This window comes from Stenotrophomonas sp. (genome assembly GCF_032099025.1).
Lineage (GTDB): Bacteria > Pseudomonadota > Gammaproteobacteria > Xanthomonadales > Xanthomonadaceae > Stenotrophomonas.
In genome coordinates this window covers 1-18,859 of the sequence record NZ_DAMCID010000044.1, presented here as the reverse complement: position 1 = coordinate 18,859, position 18,859 = coordinate 1, and the positions used below count along the sequence as shown (strand labels likewise).

Below are 18,859 nucleotides of genomic sequence, written 5' to 3'. Positions count from 1 at the left end.
CGACAATGTGCCGGCGGCCATGGAAAGCCGTAGAGCCAGGCCCTGCCTGGCTGCTTCTTCCCACCCCACGCAGCCAACTGTCGGGGCTGCCCGTCGGCCTCCCCGCTCGGAAAACTGAAACGCTACGCTCTACGCCCTGCGCTTACAGATCAAACCGCACGCTCACCGCAAACGTACGCGGCAGCCCGATGCCGGCGTTGGACCAGTATTTCTTGTTGGTCAGGTTCTCGACGCTCGCGCGCCAGGTGATGGGGTGGCCGCTGGCCTGCATGCGGTAGCCGACGCCGGCGTTGACCAGGGTGTAGTCGGGCAGCTTCAGCGTGTTGTCGGCGTCGTAGTAGACATCGCCGTAGTAGCGCGCCAGCGCGTACAGGCTCAGGCCCTCCACCTGCGGCACGCTGTAGTCGGCGTGCACGACGCCGTTCCAGCGGGCGGCGCCCGTGGTGCGGTTGCCTTGCTGGGTGCTGCTGTCGGGAGAGAGCTTGTCGTAGGTCGGGTCGAGCCAGGTGACGCCGCCGCCCAGGGTGAAGGCATCGGTCAGGCGTACGTCGCCGCTGACTTCCACGCCTTCGTACAGGGTGATGCCGTCCTGTACCAGTAGCTTGCCGGCGCTGGTGAGGCGGTCGATGTTGGCGCCGCGCTCCAGGCGGAAGGCGGCGGCGTTGGCGTTCCAGCGCGAATACTCGATCTTGGCGCCGATCTCGAACTGCTTGCTGATGGTCGGGTCGAGCACGTCGCCGGCGTTGATGTAGTCGCTGCCGACGCGGCTGCCCGCTTCAAGCGATTCGACGTAGCTGGTGTAGAGCGTTACGGCATCGGCCGGCTTGAACATCACCGCGTAGGTCGGGGTGACCGGATAGGTGTGGTAGCTGCCCTTGTTCTCGAAATCGTTGTAGCGCGCCCCGGCCAGCACCGACCAGCCGTGGCCGACGTCCACCGTGTCGCTGACGAACACCGCCTGCTGTACCGTTTCGCTGCCGCGTGTCATCTCGCGCGAGCCGACGGCGTCATGGCGCAGCGTCGGGCGCTGGTAGAGGTTGCCGCGGCCAATGGTGCTCCACTCGTAGGGACGGTCCCAGCCCAGTCCGGTCTGGTGCGAGACGCCGGCGACCAGCTGGTGCGACAGCGGGCCGGTCTGGACGCGGCCCTGCACGATGGCCTGGGCCAGTTTCCACTCGCTCTTGCCGCCCAGCTCGTAAACGTTGACGTCGTAGTCGCCGTTCACGTCGTCGATGTAGGCGAAGATCTTGTTCACGTCGTTCCACGACGAGGTGTAGCCGTAGCTCAGGCTCGCTTTCCAGTCCGTGTTGATCTGCCAGTTCAACGCCGTGGAGAGCAGGCTCGACCGCGTGTCGTAGTACGTGCCCGGGATGGCGTTGTTCACATCGCCCGCAATCGGGCGCGGCAGTTCGGTGAGGCCGATGAAGTAGTACTGCGGCGATTCCTCGCTCAGGTCGCGTTCCTGGAACACGCCATCGAAGGTCCAGGTGAGCGAATCGCTCAGGCGTGCATCCAGCGACAGCGCGCCGACCTTGCGGTTGACCTCGCCGCCGTTGAAGGTCTCACCCTTCTCCTGGTAGGCATTGAAGCGGTAGCCGAACATGTCGTCGTTGCCCGCGCGGCCGCCCACGTCGACCTGGCCGCTGACGATGCCCTGCTCGCGCCAGCCCACCTGTGCGGAGAACGTCGTGGTGTCCGTCGGCTTTCTGGTCACGTAGTTGACGATGCCGCCCGGCTGGCCGAAGCCGTACATGAAACCACCGGGGCCCTTGAGCAGTTCCACCTGTTCCATCACTTCCAGCGGCCACTCGGTGCCCCAGGACGAGACCTGCAGGCCGTTGACGCGGTAGCTGTCGTAGCTCAGGTCGATGCCGCGGTTGCGGATCGGCGAGCTCCAGCCGCTGGCGTAGGCGCTGACCTGGGTGACCACCGACGGGTCGGTCAGGAATGCTTCGCCCAGCGACACCACCTGGCGCTTCTCGATGTCTTCGCGGCCGACCACGGAGATCGCGAACGGGGTATCGCGCACCGCGCGGTCGCCGAGCGCGCCGGTTTCGCTATGCGTACGTTCGGCGGTGACCTTGACCGCATCCAGTTCGGTGGCCGAACGGCCACGTGCCGGGGCATCCGTGGCGGACTGGGCATGGGCCGTGCAGGCCAGTGACAGCGAAAGCGCAAGCAGGGCCGGGCGCAGGGCGCGGCGTGGACGTACAGAAACATGCATGTCGTAGGGGTCCTCTGCGGACAGCAGCACACCGTCCGCGATCGGTTGAAAGCGGAGAGAAGAGGGCGTGGCTGAGTCGGGGCACTGCCCGCGGAAGGCGGATGCAGCGCGGTGCGCGGAGCGCGGCAGGACCGTGGCTGGTGCGAATTGTTCTCTTTTGCGTGTCCTGCGTCAAATGACGCACGGATCGGGTCCGTTACGCGCGTGCGGCGCGCTTCACCATCGCCTTCTCGCGGCGGCGCGCGCGCCATGTGCGCCAATGCTGCTGCAGGCACGAGAAGATCACGTACAACGCTGGCGTACTGAGCAGGGTCAGGCTCTGCGAGAACAGCAGGCCGCCGATCATCGCGATGCCCAGCGGGCGGCGCAGCTCGGAACCTTCGCCCAGCCCGATGGCCAGCGGCACCGCGGCCAGGATCGCCACCATGGTGGTCATCATGATCGGGCGGAAACGCACGATGCTGGCCTCGCGCACGGCCTCGAGCGCGCTCTTGCCGTACTCGCGCTGGGCCACCACCGCGAAGTCGATCATCATGATCGCGTTCTTTTTGACGATGCCGATCAGCAGCACCAGCGCGATCATCGAGATCACCGACAGCTCGGTGTTGGTCACGAACAGCGCCAGCAGCGCGCCCACGCCGGCCGCCGGCAGCGTGGACAGGATCGTCACCGGGTGCACCAGGCTCTCGTACAGCATGCCCAGCACCAGGTACACGGTGATGATCGCCGCCAACACCAGGATCAGCATCGAGTTGGGGTTGAGCTGCACATTGAAGCCGCCGCCATCGCTGATGCGGATGTCGCCCGGCAGGCGCAGCCCATCCACGGTGGCCTTGATGATCGCCTCGCCTTCCCCCGTGCTCACGCCCGGTGCCAGGTTGTAGCTCAGGTCCATGGTCGTGTACTGGTTCTGGTGGGTGATCTGCGGCGGTGCCATCCCGGGTACCTGGTGGGCAACGGCCGTCAGCGGAATCATCTCGCCATTGCCCGCCCTGACATGGATCTCATCGAGCGCGCGCGGGGTGGCCGTCTGCTCGGGCAGTGCGTTCACCACCACGCTGTACTGGTTGATGTCCGAGTAGATGGTCGAGATCTGGCGCTGGCCGAAGGCGCCGTACAGCGCACCATCGATCGCACCCACCGACACGCCCAGGCGCGCGGCCTTGGCGCGGTCGATCACCACGTTCTGGCGCAGCCCGGCGGTGTCCACATCGGTGCCGACGTCGCGCAGCATGGGGTTCTTCTTCAGTGCCGCCTGCACCTTGGGCAGCCACTCCTGCAGCTGGGCCAGGTCGTTGCCCTGCAGCGAGACGCGGTACTGCGCGCCCTGGCTGTTGCCGCCACCACCGTCGCTGGGCAGGTCCTGGATCGCGCGCAGGCGCAGCTCCAGGTCCGGGTAGCGGTCGGCCTTGGCGCTCAACCGTGCCAGCGCCTGCGCCGTGGTCTCGCGGCGGCCTTCCTTGCGCGTCTTCAGTTCGATGTTGAACTGCGCGCTGGAGCCCTGGCGGCCACTGCCCAGGCGCACGCCCACGGTCTTCACCGCCGGGTCGGCCATCAGCATGTCGGTGATGCGGCGCTGGCGGTTGACCATGTCCTCGAAGGACACCGTGGCGCTGGAGTTGGCGCGGCCCCAGATCAGGCCGGTGTCCTGTGCCGGGAAGGAGCCCTTCTTGACCGCACCGGCCAGCATCACCGTGGCCACGATCAGCAGGATGGGGGTGAGCGACAGCAGCAGTGCGTGGCGCAACGAGAAGTCCAGGCACACGGTGTACACGCGCAGCATGCGGTCGTGCGTGGCATCCAGGAAGCGACCGATCCGCGAGGGCTTCTCCGGTTCGGTGTGCTCGCTGAGGAAGCGGCTGCACAGCGCCGGCGTCAGCGTCAGCGAGACAATCATGGACACCACGATCGCCGCCACCAGCGTGACGGTGAACTCGCGGAAGAACGCGCCGACCATGCCGCTGGCAAACAGCAGCGGAATGAACACCGCCACCAGCGAGGCGGTGATGGAAACGATGGTGAAGCCGATCTCGTGCGCGCCTTTCAGCGCCGCCTGCATGCGCGGCATGCCCTCGTCGAGGTGGCGCATGATGTTCTCGATCACCACGATCGCATCGTCCACCACGAAGCCGATCGCAATGACCAGCGCCAGCAGGCTCAGGTTGTTCAGGGTGAAGCCGAACACGTACATCACCAGCGCGGCACCGGCCAGCGACAGCGGCACGGTGATGGCCGCGATCAGCGTGGGCGCCAGCCGGCGCAGGAACAGCGCCATGGTCAGGATCACCATCGCCAGGCTGATCAGCAGCGTGATCTGCACTTCATGCAGCGAGGAACGGATGGTCGGCGTGCGGTCGAAATACGGGGTGAGCGTGGTACCCGGCTGCAGGTAGTCGCGCAGCATCGGGATCTGCGCCTTGACCCGATCCACCGTCTCCACGATGTTCGCGCCGGCGCGGGTGAACACGTACATCACCACCGCGGGCTTGTGGTCGAACCAGGCGGCCTGGTAGGCGTCCTGCTGGCCGTCGTAGACGTTGGCCACGTCCTTGAGGCGGATCACCCGACCATCGTCCTGGGTCTTGATCACCAGGTTGGCGAAGTCGGCCGCGCGCGCCACCGAGTCGTTGGCGATGATCGCGGTGGTGGTGTTGCCGTCGGTCAGGAAGCCGGTGGGCGAGGTCACGTTGGCCGCGCGTACCGCGTTGCGCAGGTCGTCCGGCGTGAGGTTCAGCGCGTTGAGCAGGCGCAGGTTGACGTCCACCCGTACCGCCGGGGTGGAGGCGCCGGCGATATCCACTGAAGACACACCGCTGATCTGGCGGATGCGCTGGGCCAGCAGCGAATCGGCCACGTTGTACAGCTCGTCGGCCGATTGGGTCTGCGAGGTCAGCGCGATGGCGATGACCGGATCGTCGTTGGGATTGGCCTTCTGGAACATCGGCGAGCCGAGGCCCGAGGGCAGGTCGGCCTGCGCGGAATTGATGGCAGTCTGTACGTCCAGCGCCGCCGAGTCGATGTCCACCCCGCTCTGGAAGATCATGAAGACCAGCGAGCTGCCTTCGGAGCTGGACGAGCGCATCTGGTCCACCCCGGGCAGCTGGCCCAGGTGGCGTTCCAGTGGTGCCGTCACCGTGGAGGCCATGGTGGTGGCATCGGCGCCGGACTGGCTGGCATGCACGAAGATCACTGGGATCTGGATGTTCGGCAGGGCCGACACCCCCAGTTGCAGGTAACACATCAACCCGATCACGAACAGGCCGATGGCCAGCAGCGCGGTGCCGATGGGGCGGCGGATGAACGGCCCGGAGATGTTCACGCGCGGTCCTGCGTGGCCGCGTGGCGCAGCGCACGCTGCTCACGGCGGACGCGCAACCGCTCGGAGAAGCGCTCCATGTACAGGTAGATCACCGGCGTGGTGTACAGCGTGACCAGCTGCGAGAGCAGCAGCCCGCCCACGATGGCGATGCCCAGCGGGCGGCGCAGCTCCGAGCCGATGCCGGTGCCCAGCGCCAGCGGCAGCGCGCCCAGCATGGCGGCGGCGGTGGTCATCATGATCGGACGGAAGCGCAGCAGGCAGGCGCGGCGGATCGCTTCATGTGCGTTGGCGCCGGCACGGCGCGCCTCGATCGCGAAGTCCACCATCATGATGCCGTTCTTCTTGACGATGCCGATCAGCAGCACGATGCCGACGATGCCGTCCACCGACAGACTCAGCCCGCACACCATCAGCGCCAGCAGCGCGCCCACGCCGGCCGGCGGCAGGGTCGAGATGATCGTGATCGGGTGGATGTAGCTCTCGTACAGCACGCCCAGCACGATGTAGATCACCACCAGCGAGGCCAGCAGCAGCCACACCACGTCGGTCTGGCTGCCGGTGAACTCAGCCGCTTTGCCGATGAACTGCGCATGCACCTGCGAGGGCATGTCGAGGCTGTCGCGGGTCTCCTCGATGGCCTTGACCGCATCGGACAGCGAATACCCCGGGGCGATGTTGAACGATACCGTCACCGCCGGCAGCTGCTGCTGGTGGCTGACCACCAGCGGCGTGCTGGTGACCTTGCCCTCGGCCAGCGCGGCCAGCGGAATGATGTTGCCCGCACCGACCGGAATGCCGGTGTTCTGCGCGCCGATGCCGGTGGCGGTGGACGAATTGGACGAGGTGACCTGGCCGAAGTTGGTGGCGTTGCTGCCGGTGAGCGCGCCACTGCCATTGGAGGCCACGGCCAGCTGGTTCATCAACGCGGTGCTGGTGCGGAATTCCGGTGCCACTTCCAGCACCACGCGGTACTGGTTGAGCTCGGTGAAGATGGTGGAGATCTGGCGCTGGCCGAACGCGTCGTACAGCGTGTCGTCGATGGTCTGCATCGGCACGCCCAGCACGCTGGCCTTGTCGCGGTCGATGTTCAGCTCCAGCGCACGGCCCTGGTTGGACAGGTTGTTGTCCACGTCGGCCAGCTCCGGGCGCTGGCGCAGCGCCTCGGTCAGGCGCGCGGCCTGCAGCGCGACCTGCGCGCTCTCCACGTCCGACAGCGAGTACTGGTACTCGGTGGCGGCCACGCGCGTATCCAGGGTCACGTCCTGCACGGGCTTGAGGTACAGCGCCACGCCGGGAATGCCGGCCACCGCCTGTTGCAGGCGCGGCAGGATCTCGTCCAGCCCGTCGCGGTCGCCGCGCTCCTTCAGCACGATCGACAGCTGGCCCTGGTTGAGGGTGGGATTCATGCTGCCGGCGCCGATGAAGGCCGACACGCCGGTCACCGCCGGGTCCTTGCGCAGTGCCTCGGCCACGGCCTTGGTGCGCTGCTCCATCTGCGGGAAGGCGATGTTCTGGTCGGCCTGGACCACGCCGGTGATCAGCCCGGTGTCCTGCTCGGGCAGCAGGCCCTTGGGAATAACGATGTACAGCACCACGGTGAGGACCAGCGCACCGGCGGCCACCGCCAGCGTCAGCGGCTGGTGGTCCAGCACCCAGTCCAGGCTGCGCTCGTACAGACCCACGGTGCGGCTCCACACGGTCTGCTTGCCGGCGGCCGCTGCACGCTCATGCGCGTCTTCGCCGTCGGGCAGGGCATCGGGCTTGAGCAGGTAGGCGCACATCATCGGAGTGAGCGTCAGCGAGATCAGCATCGACAACACCACCGCGATGCTCAGCACCCACGCGAACTCGTGGAACAGGCGACCGGTCACGCCGGGCATCAGCAGCAGCGGCAGGAACACCGCCACCAGCGACACGGTCAGCGACAACACGGTGAAGCCGATCTGGCGCGCGCCGATCTCGGCCGCTTCGGGACCGCTCTTGCCCTGTTCGATATAGCGCACGATGTTCTCGATCATCACGATCGCATCGTCGACCACGAACCCGGTGGCGACCACCAGCGCCATCAGTGACAGGTTGTCCAGCGACATGCCGGCGAACGCCATCACCCCGAACGTACCGGCCAGCGACAGCGGCACCGCCACCGACGGGATGATGGTGGCCCACAGCCGGCGCAGGAACACGAAGATCACCGCGACCACCAGGCCGATGGTCAGGATCAGCGTGAACTGCACTTCATGCACCGAGGCGCGGATGGTTTCGGTACGGTCGGAGAACACCTCCAGGTGCACGTCGGCCGGCAGCACGTTCTGCAGCTGCGGCATCAACGCACGGATGCGTTCAACGGTCTGCACGATGTTCGCGCCGGGCTGGCGGCGGATCTCCAGCAGCACCGCCGGCTTGCCGTCGGCCCAGGCGGCCAGCTGGTCGTTCTCGACGCCGTCCACCACGTTGGCCACGTCCGACAGCCGCACCGGCGCGCCGTTCTTGTAGCTGATGATGGTGGCGCGGTAGTCGGCCGCACTGGTCAACTGGTCGTTGGTGCCGATGCTGTAGGACTGGGTCTTGCCGTTGAGCGAGCCCTTCGGCGCGTTGACGTTGGCCTGGGTGAGCGCGCTGCGCAGGTCTTCCAGGGTCAGGCCCATGTTGGACAGCTGCGCCGGATTGACCTGGATGCGCACGGCCGGGCGCACGTTGCCGGCGATCGAGACCAGGCCCACGCCCTGCACCTGCGACAGGCGCTGGGCCAGGATCGAGTCGGCGTAGTTGTTGACGTCGCGCAGCGGGCGCGTATCGGAGGTGAGCTTGAGGGTGATGATCGCCGCGTCGGCGGGATTCACCCGGTTGTACACCGGCTGGTAGGGCAGCGACGAGGGCAGGGTGGCCTGGCGGATCGCGGCCTGCACGTCCTGCGCGGCGATGTCGATATCGCGGTCCATCGCGAACTGCAGGATGATCGTGGACAACCCCGCCGACGAGTCGGAGGTCATCAGTTCCAGCCCGGAGATCTGCCCGAACTGGCGCTCCAGCGGCGTGGTCACCAGCGAGGCCATGGTGGTGGCGTTGGCACCGGGATACTGGGTGGTCACCACCAGGCTGGGCGCATCGATTTCCGGCAGCGCCGACACCGGCAGCTGGCGGTAGCCCAGGATGCCGAGCAGCAGCAGGCCCGCCATCAGCAGGGAGGTGGCGATGGGGCGGCGGATGAAGATCGTCGAAAAGCCCACGGGCGGATCCTTGCTGTTACATCAAGCGGAGTGGCAGGAGACGCGCGCCGGCCCGGGAGCCGGCAGCGCGGGTGCGGCGCGCGCGGTCAGCGCGGTCCGCCGCCACGGCGACCACCGCCGCCATCGCCCTGCTTCTGCTGGGCGGCCTTGAGTTCGGCCTCGGTCGGTGCGGCCGGGGTTTCGCCCGGCTTCAGTGCGGTGACTTTGCTGCCCGGCTTGAGCCGGAACTGGCCTTCGCTGACGACGCGCTCGCCGCCCTTCAGGCCTTCGGTGATCTGGATGTTGCTGTCGCCCACTTCCACGCCGCTCTTCACCGTCTGCATGGCCACGGTGTTGTCCGGCTTGACGATGTAGACGTACTCGCCGTCCGGACCGCGCATGACGGCCTGGGTGGGGATCACCACGCCCCCGGCGATCATGCGCAGCTGCATCCGCACGTTGACGAACTGGCCCGGCCACAGGCTGTTGTCGGTGTTGTTGAACAGGGCGCGGGCACGGAAGGTGCCGCTGTCGCTGCTGATCTGGTTGTCCACCACGTCCAGCGTGCCGCCGTCGGTGAGCACGTGCGAATCGTTGCGGTCCAGCGCGGCGATGGTCACCGGACCGGCCTGCTGCGCCTGGCGCACCTCCGGCAGCTGGCGTTCGGGCAGGTTGAACACCACGTGGATCGGGTGGATCTGGGTGAGGGTGACCAGCGCGGTCCCGGCGCTGACCACGTTGCCGGCGTCCACCGCACGGATGCCGGCAATACCCGAAATGGGTGCGGTCACGCGGGTGTACTGCAGCTGCACCTGGGCGGCGCGCATGCTGGCCTCGTTGGCCGCCACGGCGCTTTCGTACTGGGCCACCTGGTTGCGCTGGGTGTCCAGATCCGTCCTGGCCACGTACTGCCGGTATTCGACCGAATTGGAGCGCTGGTAGTTCGAGCGGGCCGTGGCCAGCTGCGCCTCGTTCTGGCGCTTGGCGGCGGCCGCCTCGTCATAGCTGGCCTGCAGCGAGCGCGGGTCGATCTGCGCGAGCAGTTCGCCCTGCTTCACTTCCTGGCCTTCCTTGAAGTTCAGGCTGATCAGCTGGCCGCCCACCTGGGGGCTGACCGTCACGGTGTTCATCGCGCTCACCGTCCCCAGCGCGCTGGCATACACCGGCACGTCCTGGCGGGCCGCATCGATGACCGTCACCGGCACCGGGCCGTTATCGCGCTGGCCGTCCTTGCCGTCCTTGCCGGCCTCGGCCTGCGGGCCACCCTTGGCGTCGCTGGACCTGCCACCACGGAGCATATGCATGCCGACCAAGCCCACCACCAGCACTGCGATCACCAGCAGCACGATCTTCCAGAAACGCGACATTCAAAAACTCCTGAGGCTGGCGAAGGGCAGGGCCCGGTTGGCAGGCACAAAGCATACCCGGCAGCCGTGACCTTTCATGCATGACGGATGGGACGGGCGGTCAGACCACCCGCGGCCCACAAGGTTCAACAGGTGAAACCGACGGGCAGACCCGATCGCAAGGGCCACTGCCTGACGCGACCGGGTAGAGCCGACTGTTAGTCGGCTGCCCCACCCGCACAACGTTCGGCGGCGCCGAAAGTTACAGCGAAAACCGCTCTGATGCCCTACATTCAGGTTCAACGCTCTCGAACGCCTTTGTGGAGACCCGAATGCCCCGTCTGTCGCTGCTGCTGTCCGCCCTGCTTCTCGCCTCGCCCGCGTTGGCCGCGGCCGCCCCTGCCGAACGCCCGGAAGTGACCGCCGCGGCCGCCCGTCTCCAGGCCCAGGTCGTGCAGTGGCGCCGCGATTTCCACCAGCACCCGGAGCTGTCCAACCGCGAGGAGCGCACCTCGGCCAAGGTCGCCGAGCAGCTGCGCGCGATGGGGCTCAAGCCGAAGACCGGGATTGCGCACCATGGCGTGGTGGCCATCATCAAGGGTGGCAAGCCCGGCCCGCGCATCGCGCTGCGCGCCGACATGGACGCGCTGCCGGTGACCGAACAGACCGGCCTGCCATTCGCCTCCAAGGCCACCAGCACCTACCGTGGCGAGCCGGTCGGGGTAATGCATGCGTGCGGCCATGACGCGCATACCGCCACCCTGCTGGGCGTGGCCGACGCGCTGGTGAAGATGCGCGAGAACCTGCCCGGCGAAGTGATGCTGATCTTCCAGCCCGCCGAAGAAGGCGCGCCGTCGCCGGAAGAGGGCGGCGCCGCACTGATGCTCAAGGAAGGCTTGTTCGCCGACTTCAAGCCGGACGCGGTGTTCGGCCTGCACGTGTTCTCCAGTGTCCAGGCCGGGCAGATCGCGGTGCGTGGCGGCCCGCTGATGGCGGCCTCGGATCGGTTCGGGATCAAGGTGATCGGCCGCCAGACCCATGGCTCGGCGCCGTGGTACGGGGTGGACCCGATCGTGGCCACCGCCGACCTGGTGGGCACCGCGCAGACCATCGTCAGCCGCCGCTCCAACATCTCCAAGCAGCCGGCGGTGGTGTCCTTCGGCGCGATCAAGGGCGGCATCCGCTACAACATCATCCCTGATGAAGTGGAGATGGTGGGCACCATCCGCACCTTCGACGAGGGCATGCGCCAGCAGATCTTCGCCGACCTGCGCAACGTGGCCGAGCACACGGCCGCCGCGCATGGTGCCAAGGCAGAGACCGAGATCTACGAGTCCGAGGGCAACCCTGCCACCGTCAACGACCCGGCGCTGACCGCGCGCATGCTGCCCAGCCTGCAGGCCGTGGTGGGCGAGGCCAACGTGTACGAGCCGCCGTTGCAGATGGGCGCGGAGGACTTCTCGCTGTACGCCCAGCAGGTCCCGGGCATGTTCTTCTTCGTCGGCTCCACCAGCGAGGGAATCGACCCGGCGAAGGCCCCGGCCAACCACTCGCCCAAGTTCCTGCTCGATGAGAAGGCGCTGGACGTGGGCCTGCGTGCGCTGCTGCAGGTGAGCCTGGACTTCCTCAACGCGCCGAAGAGCTGAGCCGGCCCCCCGCACGGCCAAAACAACCGGTAGTGCCGGCCGCTGGCCGGCTCCCCGCATGGCCAAAACAACCCGGTAGTGCCGGCCGCTGGCCGGCTCCCCGCATGGCCGGCGATCCCTGCAGCCGGCCAGCGGCCGGCACTACTGCCGCAGGTCCCGCACCGTCCGCGCCGGCTGCTCGATGCCGGCCGTGGCCCGCCACGGGTTGATGTCCAGTCCGCCACGGCGGGTGTAACGCGCTTCCACTTCCAGCCAGTCGGGGCCACAGCGCAGCGTGATCTCGTTGAAGATGCGCTCCACGCACTGTTCGTGGAACTCGGCGTGTTCGCGGTAACTCACCAGATAACGCAGCAGACCCTCACGATCGATGCGCGGCCCACGGTAACGCACGCTCACGCTGGCCCAGTCGGGCTGGCCGGTCACCGGGCAGTTCGACTTGAGCAGGGCCGAGCTCAGCGTCTCGGTCACCACCTGGCCGGCGTCGGCCGACAGGTACTCCGGCGCCGGCGGCCCGTAGCGTTCGATCGCCACGTCCAGCCCATCCAGCGACTCGCCTTCGGTATCGTCAACCAGCACCGGCACGCCGAACACCACGTTGACCACCGCACCCGCGCATGCCGACAGGTCGCCCGCTATCTGCTGGCGCGCCTGCTCGTCATCGTCGAAGCGGGTGCTGTTGAGCGAGTTGAGGTAGAGCTTGAACGACTTGGATTCGATGAGATTGGGCGAGGTGCACGGCACGCTGATGGTGGCCACCGCCACCCGTGGCTTGCCACGCCGGTCCAGCCAGCTCAGCTCGTACGCCTGCCAGCGGTCGTGGCCGACGAACGGCAGGTGGGCGTCATCCACCCCGATCTCCTCGCGCGCGGCGCGGCGCGGAATGGGGAACAGAAGGCTGGGGTCGTACTGCGACGGGTAAGCAACCTCTCGACCGAGGCTGGAGTCCTGGGGGGTATTCATGCCGCCATTTTAACGTGGGAGGCGGCTGCCGGCCGCCCTGTTCAGAAAACCTCCCGAAGCCTTCACGCCTGCGCCATGCCCCATTAACAAGGCCTGTGACACCTTGCGATCCAGGTCGTCATATTCAAAACGGGAGCGTGTGGATGAGTACCGACAAGAAGGCCGATTTCTCCGGTGTCACCTCCAGCGTGGATACCACCGCGCAGAAGGTGGAAAAAGCCGATTTCTCCGGCGTCACTTCGTCGGTGGATACCACCGCCGAAAAGGTGGGGGAAAGCTCTTACACCGTAAAGTCCGGCGACTCACTGTCCAAGATCGCCAAGAATGAACTGGGCGATGCCAATGCCTGGACGCAGATCTTCGAGGCCAATCGCGACGTGCTGGATGACCCGGACAAGATCTTCCCGGGACAGACCCTCAAGTTGCCGGCCAAAGGCTGAGCCGTTCCACGCGAAAACCACTTATTCCCAGGGAGGAATTCCATGAAGAAGACGTCCATCAGTGCTGCCGTACTCGCCGCCCTTCTGGCCACCGTGGCCTTGGCGGGCTGCAAGAAGAAAGATGACACCGCCGACACCAACGCCCAACCGGCGGCCATGACCCCGGCAGCGACGACCCCGGCCGAGCCTGCACCGCAGCCGATGACCGCGGCCGCCTCTGCGGTGAACGTCGCCGGCGTCACCGTCGGCAAGACCGCCGCCGCCGACAAGTCCGTGGCCCAGGCCGCGCTGTTCGCGCCGAAGGACATCATCATCGTCTCGATCCGCACCGAAGGCAGTGCCAGCAACGCCAATGTCGGCGCCAAGCTGACCTACCAGGATGGCCAGGTGGCGGGCGAACAGAGCCAGGCGCTGAACACCACCGGTGCCGAGACCACCAACATCAGCTTCACGAATGCCAATGGCTGGCCGGCGGGCAAGTACCGCGCGGAAGTCACGGTAGATGGTAAGGCGGCCGGAACGCCGCAGGAGTTTGAGGTCAAGTAAGTCCCGCCGACTCTCTCCCGGCACGGACTCACGATGGGCGCAGCCGCGAGGCTGCGTCTTTTTTGGTGCGTGATGCGGCCGATGTGCTCCGCCGTCTCAATCTTTGATGGGTACCACGATTCCAGGCAGGTCGGGATCCGTTGAAAAGATGAAGCGGATCTCATTGAAATTGCCCATCTGCTCAATCGCACCCACATGGCCGAAGATGCGTGTTGCGGGGTCATCGAGAAATTTCAGCGTCCATTGCTCGTTATCCACATCCAGCCGGGAATGCACCGATCCCATGCATACGCTCAGGCCGCAGGAGAAATCCGCCACCGCGCCATCGTTACCAATAGCGCGTGACAAGACACGTCGATAGTGATCTGCCTGGTCTTGGGCCTCCATGCTTCTCTCCGCCTCGCGGCCAATCTCCTGCAAGGCTTTGGAAAAGCTCTCACTTGAGCTCATCGCCTCATCAGCGTTGACTGAGGAGATGCCCCCCTGTTCGATGAATATGGACTCGGCTTCCAAGTGGCTTGATGATGAGGTTGTTACAGGCTGATTGTTCTTGGTCTGAGCTCCCGCTACAGGTAGCAATTTCCCAGGCTCGCTGACGCCCCTCTCGACGCGTTGATGCGCCCCGGCATCGGTTTTGCCAGTGCTTACAGCGCCAACAGGCCCGAGGTGCTCGGCTGAGTCTTTCGGGCTCTTCGCATCATCGCGCGAGCAGCCGAGACAAAGTATCAGGGCACAGAAGGGCAGGGAGAGATGGGATTTCATACCCATTGCGCGCCATCTTTTGCCATAGGCTGGAGAAGTTTTGTCATCTGATCCTCCTAGCACCAATAGTCGCAAGGGTAGGGAGGCAGGGTTGGGACGGGTTGCAATGTAGGCCTTCTGACCCACCCCCCCGCCGCGTCCACAACCCTGGGCGGACCGCTTGAGACGAGAACCTCGCAGCGGGTCTGGCAGAAGTATCGCTTTCCCTCGAAGACCATGGTTGAAGACGCTTCCGCCTCTCCTGGGCTAAGTGCGAGCCCGGTTCCCAGCAGCAAGCCGCTGACGATGCGTGATTTCACTCTTATCTCCCGCTCCATGGACAGATCGCCACGGGAGGATTTTCAGGTTGCGTTGGGCCGCACACACTCGTATTTCTCCTAAAAATAATGGTCCGGTGGAAGGTGTGCACCAAGTCCCAATCTGGCACAAGTCTCCGGGCGGATCATGGATCAATGACTACTCCGCATCGAATTTTCGTACAGATCCCGAGCTACAGAGATCCACAACTGGTGCCCACGCTGATCGACCTTGTGCTGCAGGCGCGGGCGCCGAGCGACCTTCGTGTTGTAGTGTGCTGGCAGCATTCTGCTGAAGAGACTGCTGATGAGTTCATCGCATCCGGCTTCGAGTTCTCATGCACAAGATCATTCGATAGTCGCGCTGTCCACTTTATGGAGTTCAGAGGTGTCAAGATTGAGCTCGTGGATGTTCCGTACCTCGAGGCGAAGGGTGCTGGATGGGCGCGAAGCGTCGCCCAGCAACGATTCGCGGGTGAGAGATACAGCCTGCAGATAGACGCGCACCATCGATTCATCAAGGGGTGGGACGTGCAGATGGTTGCAATGCTGGAGTCACTCAGGGAGACATCGGCCAAGCCGCTGTTGACCGGCTATCCCCCCGCGTTCTCACCAGCGTCCTATCCCGACGGGCGCCAGGAACAGGCGTCGGCCATGCTTGTGGATACCTTCACGCCCATGGGCATCGTTAGTTTCAGGGCGCTGATGCTTCCTGAGGGTAGATTCAATGCACCGTTGAGAGCCCGATTCATGAGCGGAGGCTTCGTGTTCTCCGACGGTCGTTTCGTTGAGGAGGTCAGGCAGGATCCGAACCAGTTTTTCTTTACGGAAGAAATTGTCATGGCAGCACGTGCCCACACCCATGGCTACGACTTTTTTCATCCACACCTGCCACTTCTCTGGCATGACTATGCTTCTTCTGCTCCAGAGGTCTGGGAGGACTTGACTGAAGAGGCGAAGCTGAAGGAACTGATCCCCGAATCCGCGGACGACCTGGCGTTTGCATCAGTAGGTCGGGCGCTATCACTCCTTGGCATTCAGCCGAATGACAACCCGTCGGACAGCACGTGTTACGGTCTTGGAGGTCTTCGGTCGCTACATCATTACGAACGGTTCGCAGGACTCAGTTTCTCCCATCGTGGGGTTCACCGGAGTGCGACCGACTTGGGTGAACCTGAGCCTGAACACACGCATCTGAGCGATGAGCAGTGGGAAAGTGGCCTGATCTGCAAGCGAACCATGCAGATATCGGTGAACCTCACCGCGGCTTCGGACTTCGAGGTCTATTCGGTGGAAGTCGCAATGAGAGATCGGTCCGGTCGTGAGTCTCCCATCAAGAGTCTTTCACTGGAGGAGATCTGCACGCTGGTCGAGCACTCTGCCTTGGAATTCGCACATAGATTCTCATCGTCTCCCGCCGGCCTGCCGACCACGCTGCTGCTCCAGTCCGAGACCAGTCATGCCGATGCCGAGCGATTCTTCTCCATATCCGCATGGGAGCTGCACGCTTGACGGGTAGCGCCGGGGTGAGGGAAGGAGGAGTGCTCCAATACCGTCGCGTATGGTCCGGCTTTGCTCCCCGGGTCTGAAACCGCGACAATGCGGGGGTTAACCCGGAGAGCACAGTCCCCCATGTCGAACACGCCCAAGATTCTGTACACGCTTACCGATGAAGCCCCGTTCCTGGCAACCCAGTCGCTGCTGCCGATCGTCGAGGCGTACACCGCCACCGCCGGCATCGGAGTTGAAACCCGTGACATCTCGCTGTCCGGCCGCATCCTGGCCCTGTTCCCGGATTACCTGAAGGACGACCAGAAGGAAGCCGACCACCTCGCCGAACTGGGCCAGCTGGCGACCACCCCGGATGCCAACATCATCAAGCTGCCCAACATCAGCGCCTCGGTGCCGCAGCTGAAGGCGGCCATCAAGGAACTTCAGGACCAGGGCTTCGCCCTGCCGAACTACCCGGACGTGCCCAGCGACGACGTGTCGCGCGACATCAAGGCGCGCTACGACAAGGTCAAGGGCAGTGCGGTGAACCCGGTGCTGCGCGAAGGCAACTCCGACCGCCGCGCGCCGCTGTCGGTCAAGAACTACGCCCGCAAGCACCCGCACCGCATGGGCAAGTGGTCGAAGGAATCCAAGTCGCACGTCTCGCACATGGACGGCGGTGATTTCTACGGCAGCGAAAAGTCGGCCACGCTGGCTGCCGCCGGCACTCTGAAGATCGAACTGCAGCAGGCCGACGGCAAGACCGTGGTGCTGAAGGAAAAGACCGCGGTCAAGGCCGGTGAGATCGTCGATGCGGCCGTGATGAGCCGCAACGCGCTGGCCTCCTTCGTGCAGGCGCAGATCGCCGACGCCAAGGCCAAGGGCGTCCTGTTCTCGCTGCACCTCAAGGCCACCATGATGAAGGTCTCCGACCCGATCATGTTCGGCGTGGTGGTGGAAGAGTTCTACAAGGACGTGCTGGCCAAGCACGCCGACGTGCTCAAGCAGGCTGGCTTCGATCCCAACAACGGTATCGGCGACCTGTTCGCGCGCCTGCCGCAGCTGCCCGAAGCCGAGCAGGCCGCCATCAAGGCCGACCTGGCTGCCGAGTACGCCAAGCGCCCGGGCCTGGCAATGGTCAACTCCGACAAGGGCATCACCAACCTGCACGTGCCCAGCGACGTCATCGTCGATGCGTCCATGCCGGCGATGATCCGCGACTCCGGCGGCATGTGGAATGCCGACGGCAAGCTGCAGGACACCAAGGCCGTCATTCCGGACCGTTGCTATGCGGGCGTGTACCAGGCCGTCATCGACGACTGCATCGCCCACGGCGCATTCGATCCGGCCACCATGGGCTCGGTGCCCAACGTGGGCCTGATGGCGCAGAAGGCGGAAGAGTACGGCTCGCACGACAAGACCTTCCAGATTCCGGCGGACGGCACCGTGCGCGTGACCGACGACGCCGGCACCGTGGTCTTCGAACACGCCGTGCAGACCGGCGACATCTGGCGCATGTGCCAGACCAAGGACGCGCCGATCCAGGACTGGGTCAAGCTGGCCGTCAACCGCGCGCGCCTGAGCGGCACGCCGGCCGTGTTCTGGCTGGATGCCGCGCGTGCGCACGACGCCCAGGTCATCGCCAAGGTCGACACCTACCTCAAGGACCACGACACCAGCGGCCTGGATATCCGCATCCTGGCGCCGGTCGAGGCCACCACGTTCTCGCTGGACCGCATCCGCAAGGGCGAGGACACCATCTCGGTGACCGGCAACGTGCTGCGCGATTACCTGACCGACCTGTTCCCGATCATGGAGCTGGGCACCAGCGCCAAGATGCTGTCGATCGTGCCGCTGATGGCCGGCGGCGGCCTGTTTGAGACCGGTGCAGGCGGTTCGGCACCCAAGCACGTGCAGCAGTTCGTGGAAGAGGATTACCTGCGCTGGGATTCGCTGGGCGAGTTCCTCGCGCTGGCGGCCTCGCTGGAGCATCTGGGCAACCGCTACGACAACGCCGGTGCCACCGTGCTGGCCAAGACCCTGGACCAGGCCAACGGCCAGTTCCTGGACAATGACAAGTCGCCGTCGCGCAAGCTCGGTGGCATCGACAACCGCGGCAGCCACTTCTACATCGCGCTGTACTGGGCCCAGGCCCTGGCCGCGCAGGACGACGATGCCGCGCTGAAGGCCCGCTTCGCCCCGCTCGCCAAGGCATTGGCCGACAACGAACAGACCATCGTTGAAGAGCTTGCCGCGGTGCAGGGCAAGCCGGTCGATATCGGCGGCTACTACCGTCCGGACGTGGCCAAGGCCAGCAAGGCGATGCGCCCGAGCAGCACGTTCAACCAGGCGTTGGCCGCACTGTAAGGCTCGATTCCGCCCTCGTGGCGATCGAGAATGAAAACCCGCGCTTCGGCGCGGGTTTTTTTGGTTCTGCGCGCGCTGAATCAGGCGCGGCTGCCAGTGGAGCGAGCGCGGGGCCGCCATGCCCTTGCCGGCGAATGTCCCTCAACAGCGGCTGCCGGTGGGGCGAGCGCGGGGCCGCCATGCCCTTGCCTGCGAATGTCCCTCAACAGCGGCTGCCGGTGGGGCGAGCGCGGGGCCGCCATACCCTTGCCTGCGA

The 18,859-nt window shown here is 65.6% G+C and carries 11 protein-coding genes; 5 read left to right on the top strand and 6 right to left on the bottom strand.

Annotation, left to right across the window (positions count from 1 at the left end):
• Positions 1-142 precede the first annotated feature (142 nt).
• From RT456_RS18750 to RT456_RS18735, 4 genes are all read right to left on the bottom strand, one after another.
• The gene (locus tag RT456_RS18750) at positions 143-2,224 is read right to left on the bottom strand and encodes a TonB-dependent receptor (protein ID WP_313348864.1); all 2,082 of its coding nucleotides are present in this window, start codon (positions 2,222-2,224) and stop codon (positions 143-145) included.
• Positions 2,225-2,420: 196 nt separating this feature from the next.
• Positions 2,421-5,543 (bottom strand): efflux RND transporter permease subunit, encoded by a 3,123-nt coding sequence (locus RT456_RS18745; RefSeq protein ID WP_313348862.1) that lies wholly within the window; start codon positions 5,541-5,543, stop codon positions 2,421-2,423.
• Entirely contained in the window at positions 5,540-8,770 is a 3,231-nt protein-coding gene (locus RT456_RS18740) for an efflux RND transporter permease subunit (RefSeq protein ID WP_313348861.1), read from the bottom strand. The genes RT456_RS18745 and RT456_RS18740 overlap by 4 nt, the downstream gene beginning before the upstream one ends.
• A gap of 86 nt (positions 8,771-8,856) precedes the next feature.
• Positions 8,857-10,116, bottom strand: a complete 1,260-nt coding sequence (locus RT456_RS18735; RefSeq protein WP_313348859.1) for an efflux RND transporter periplasmic adaptor subunit — start codon at positions 10,114-10,116, stop codon at positions 8,857-8,859.
• A 311-nt stretch (positions 10,117-10,427) separates the two neighbouring features.
• Between RT456_RS18735 and RT456_RS18730 the strand changes: the two genes are divergently transcribed.
• Positions 10,428-11,741: a M20 family metallopeptidase gene (locus tag RT456_RS18730; protein WP_313348857.1), complete on the top strand. Its 1,314-nt coding sequence runs from the start codon at positions 10,428-10,430 to the stop codon at positions 11,739-11,741.
• A 141-nt stretch (positions 11,742-11,882) separates the two neighbouring features.
• On the opposite strand, the gene queF is transcribed toward RT456_RS18730, so the two are convergent.
• Entirely contained in the window at positions 11,883-12,701 is an 819-nt protein-coding gene (queF, locus tag RT456_RS18725; RefSeq protein WP_313348855.1) for an NADPH-dependent 7-cyano-7-deazaguanine reductase QueF, read from the bottom strand.
• A gap of 143 nt (positions 12,702-12,844) precedes the next feature.
• Here queF and RT456_RS18720 point away from each other — a divergent pair, with 143 nt between their 5' ends.
• Both RT456_RS18720 and RT456_RS18715 read left to right on the top strand, forming a co-directional pair.
• Positions 12,845-13,141: a LysM peptidoglycan-binding domain-containing protein gene (locus RT456_RS18720; RefSeq protein WP_313348853.1), complete on the top strand. Its 297-nt coding sequence runs from the start codon at positions 12,845-12,847 to the stop codon at positions 13,139-13,141.
• A gap of 42 nt (positions 13,142-13,183) precedes the next feature.
• The gene (locus tag RT456_RS18715) at positions 13,184-13,687 is read left to right on the top strand and encodes a hypothetical protein (RefSeq protein ID WP_313348851.1); all 504 of its coding nucleotides are present in this window, start codon (positions 13,184-13,186) and stop codon (positions 13,685-13,687) included.
• 96 nt (positions 13,688-13,783) lie between these two features.
• Here RT456_RS18715 and RT456_RS18710 read toward each other — a convergent pair whose 3' ends face one another.
• Complete coding sequence (locus tag RT456_RS18710) at positions 13,784-14,449, bottom strand: hypothetical protein (protein ID WP_313348849.1); 666 nt, start codon at positions 14,447-14,449, stop codon at positions 13,784-13,786.
• Between the two features lie 452 nt (positions 14,450-14,901).
• On the opposite strand from RT456_RS18710, the gene RT456_RS18705 reads away from it, so the two are divergent.
• Complete coding sequence (locus tag RT456_RS18705; RefSeq protein WP_313348848.1) at positions 14,902-16,257, top strand: GlcNAc-transferase family protein; 1,356 nt, start codon at positions 14,902-14,904, stop codon at positions 16,255-16,257.
• Between the two features lie 120 nt (positions 16,258-16,377).
• Positions 16,378-18,603 carry an NADP-dependent isocitrate dehydrogenase gene (locus tag RT456_RS18700; RefSeq protein ID WP_313348846.1) on the top strand — a complete coding sequence of 742 codons (2,226 nt, stop codon included), beginning with the start codon at positions 16,378-16,380 and terminating at the stop codon, positions 18,601-18,603.
• The last annotated feature ends 256 nt before the right edge of the window (positions 18,604-18,859 follow it).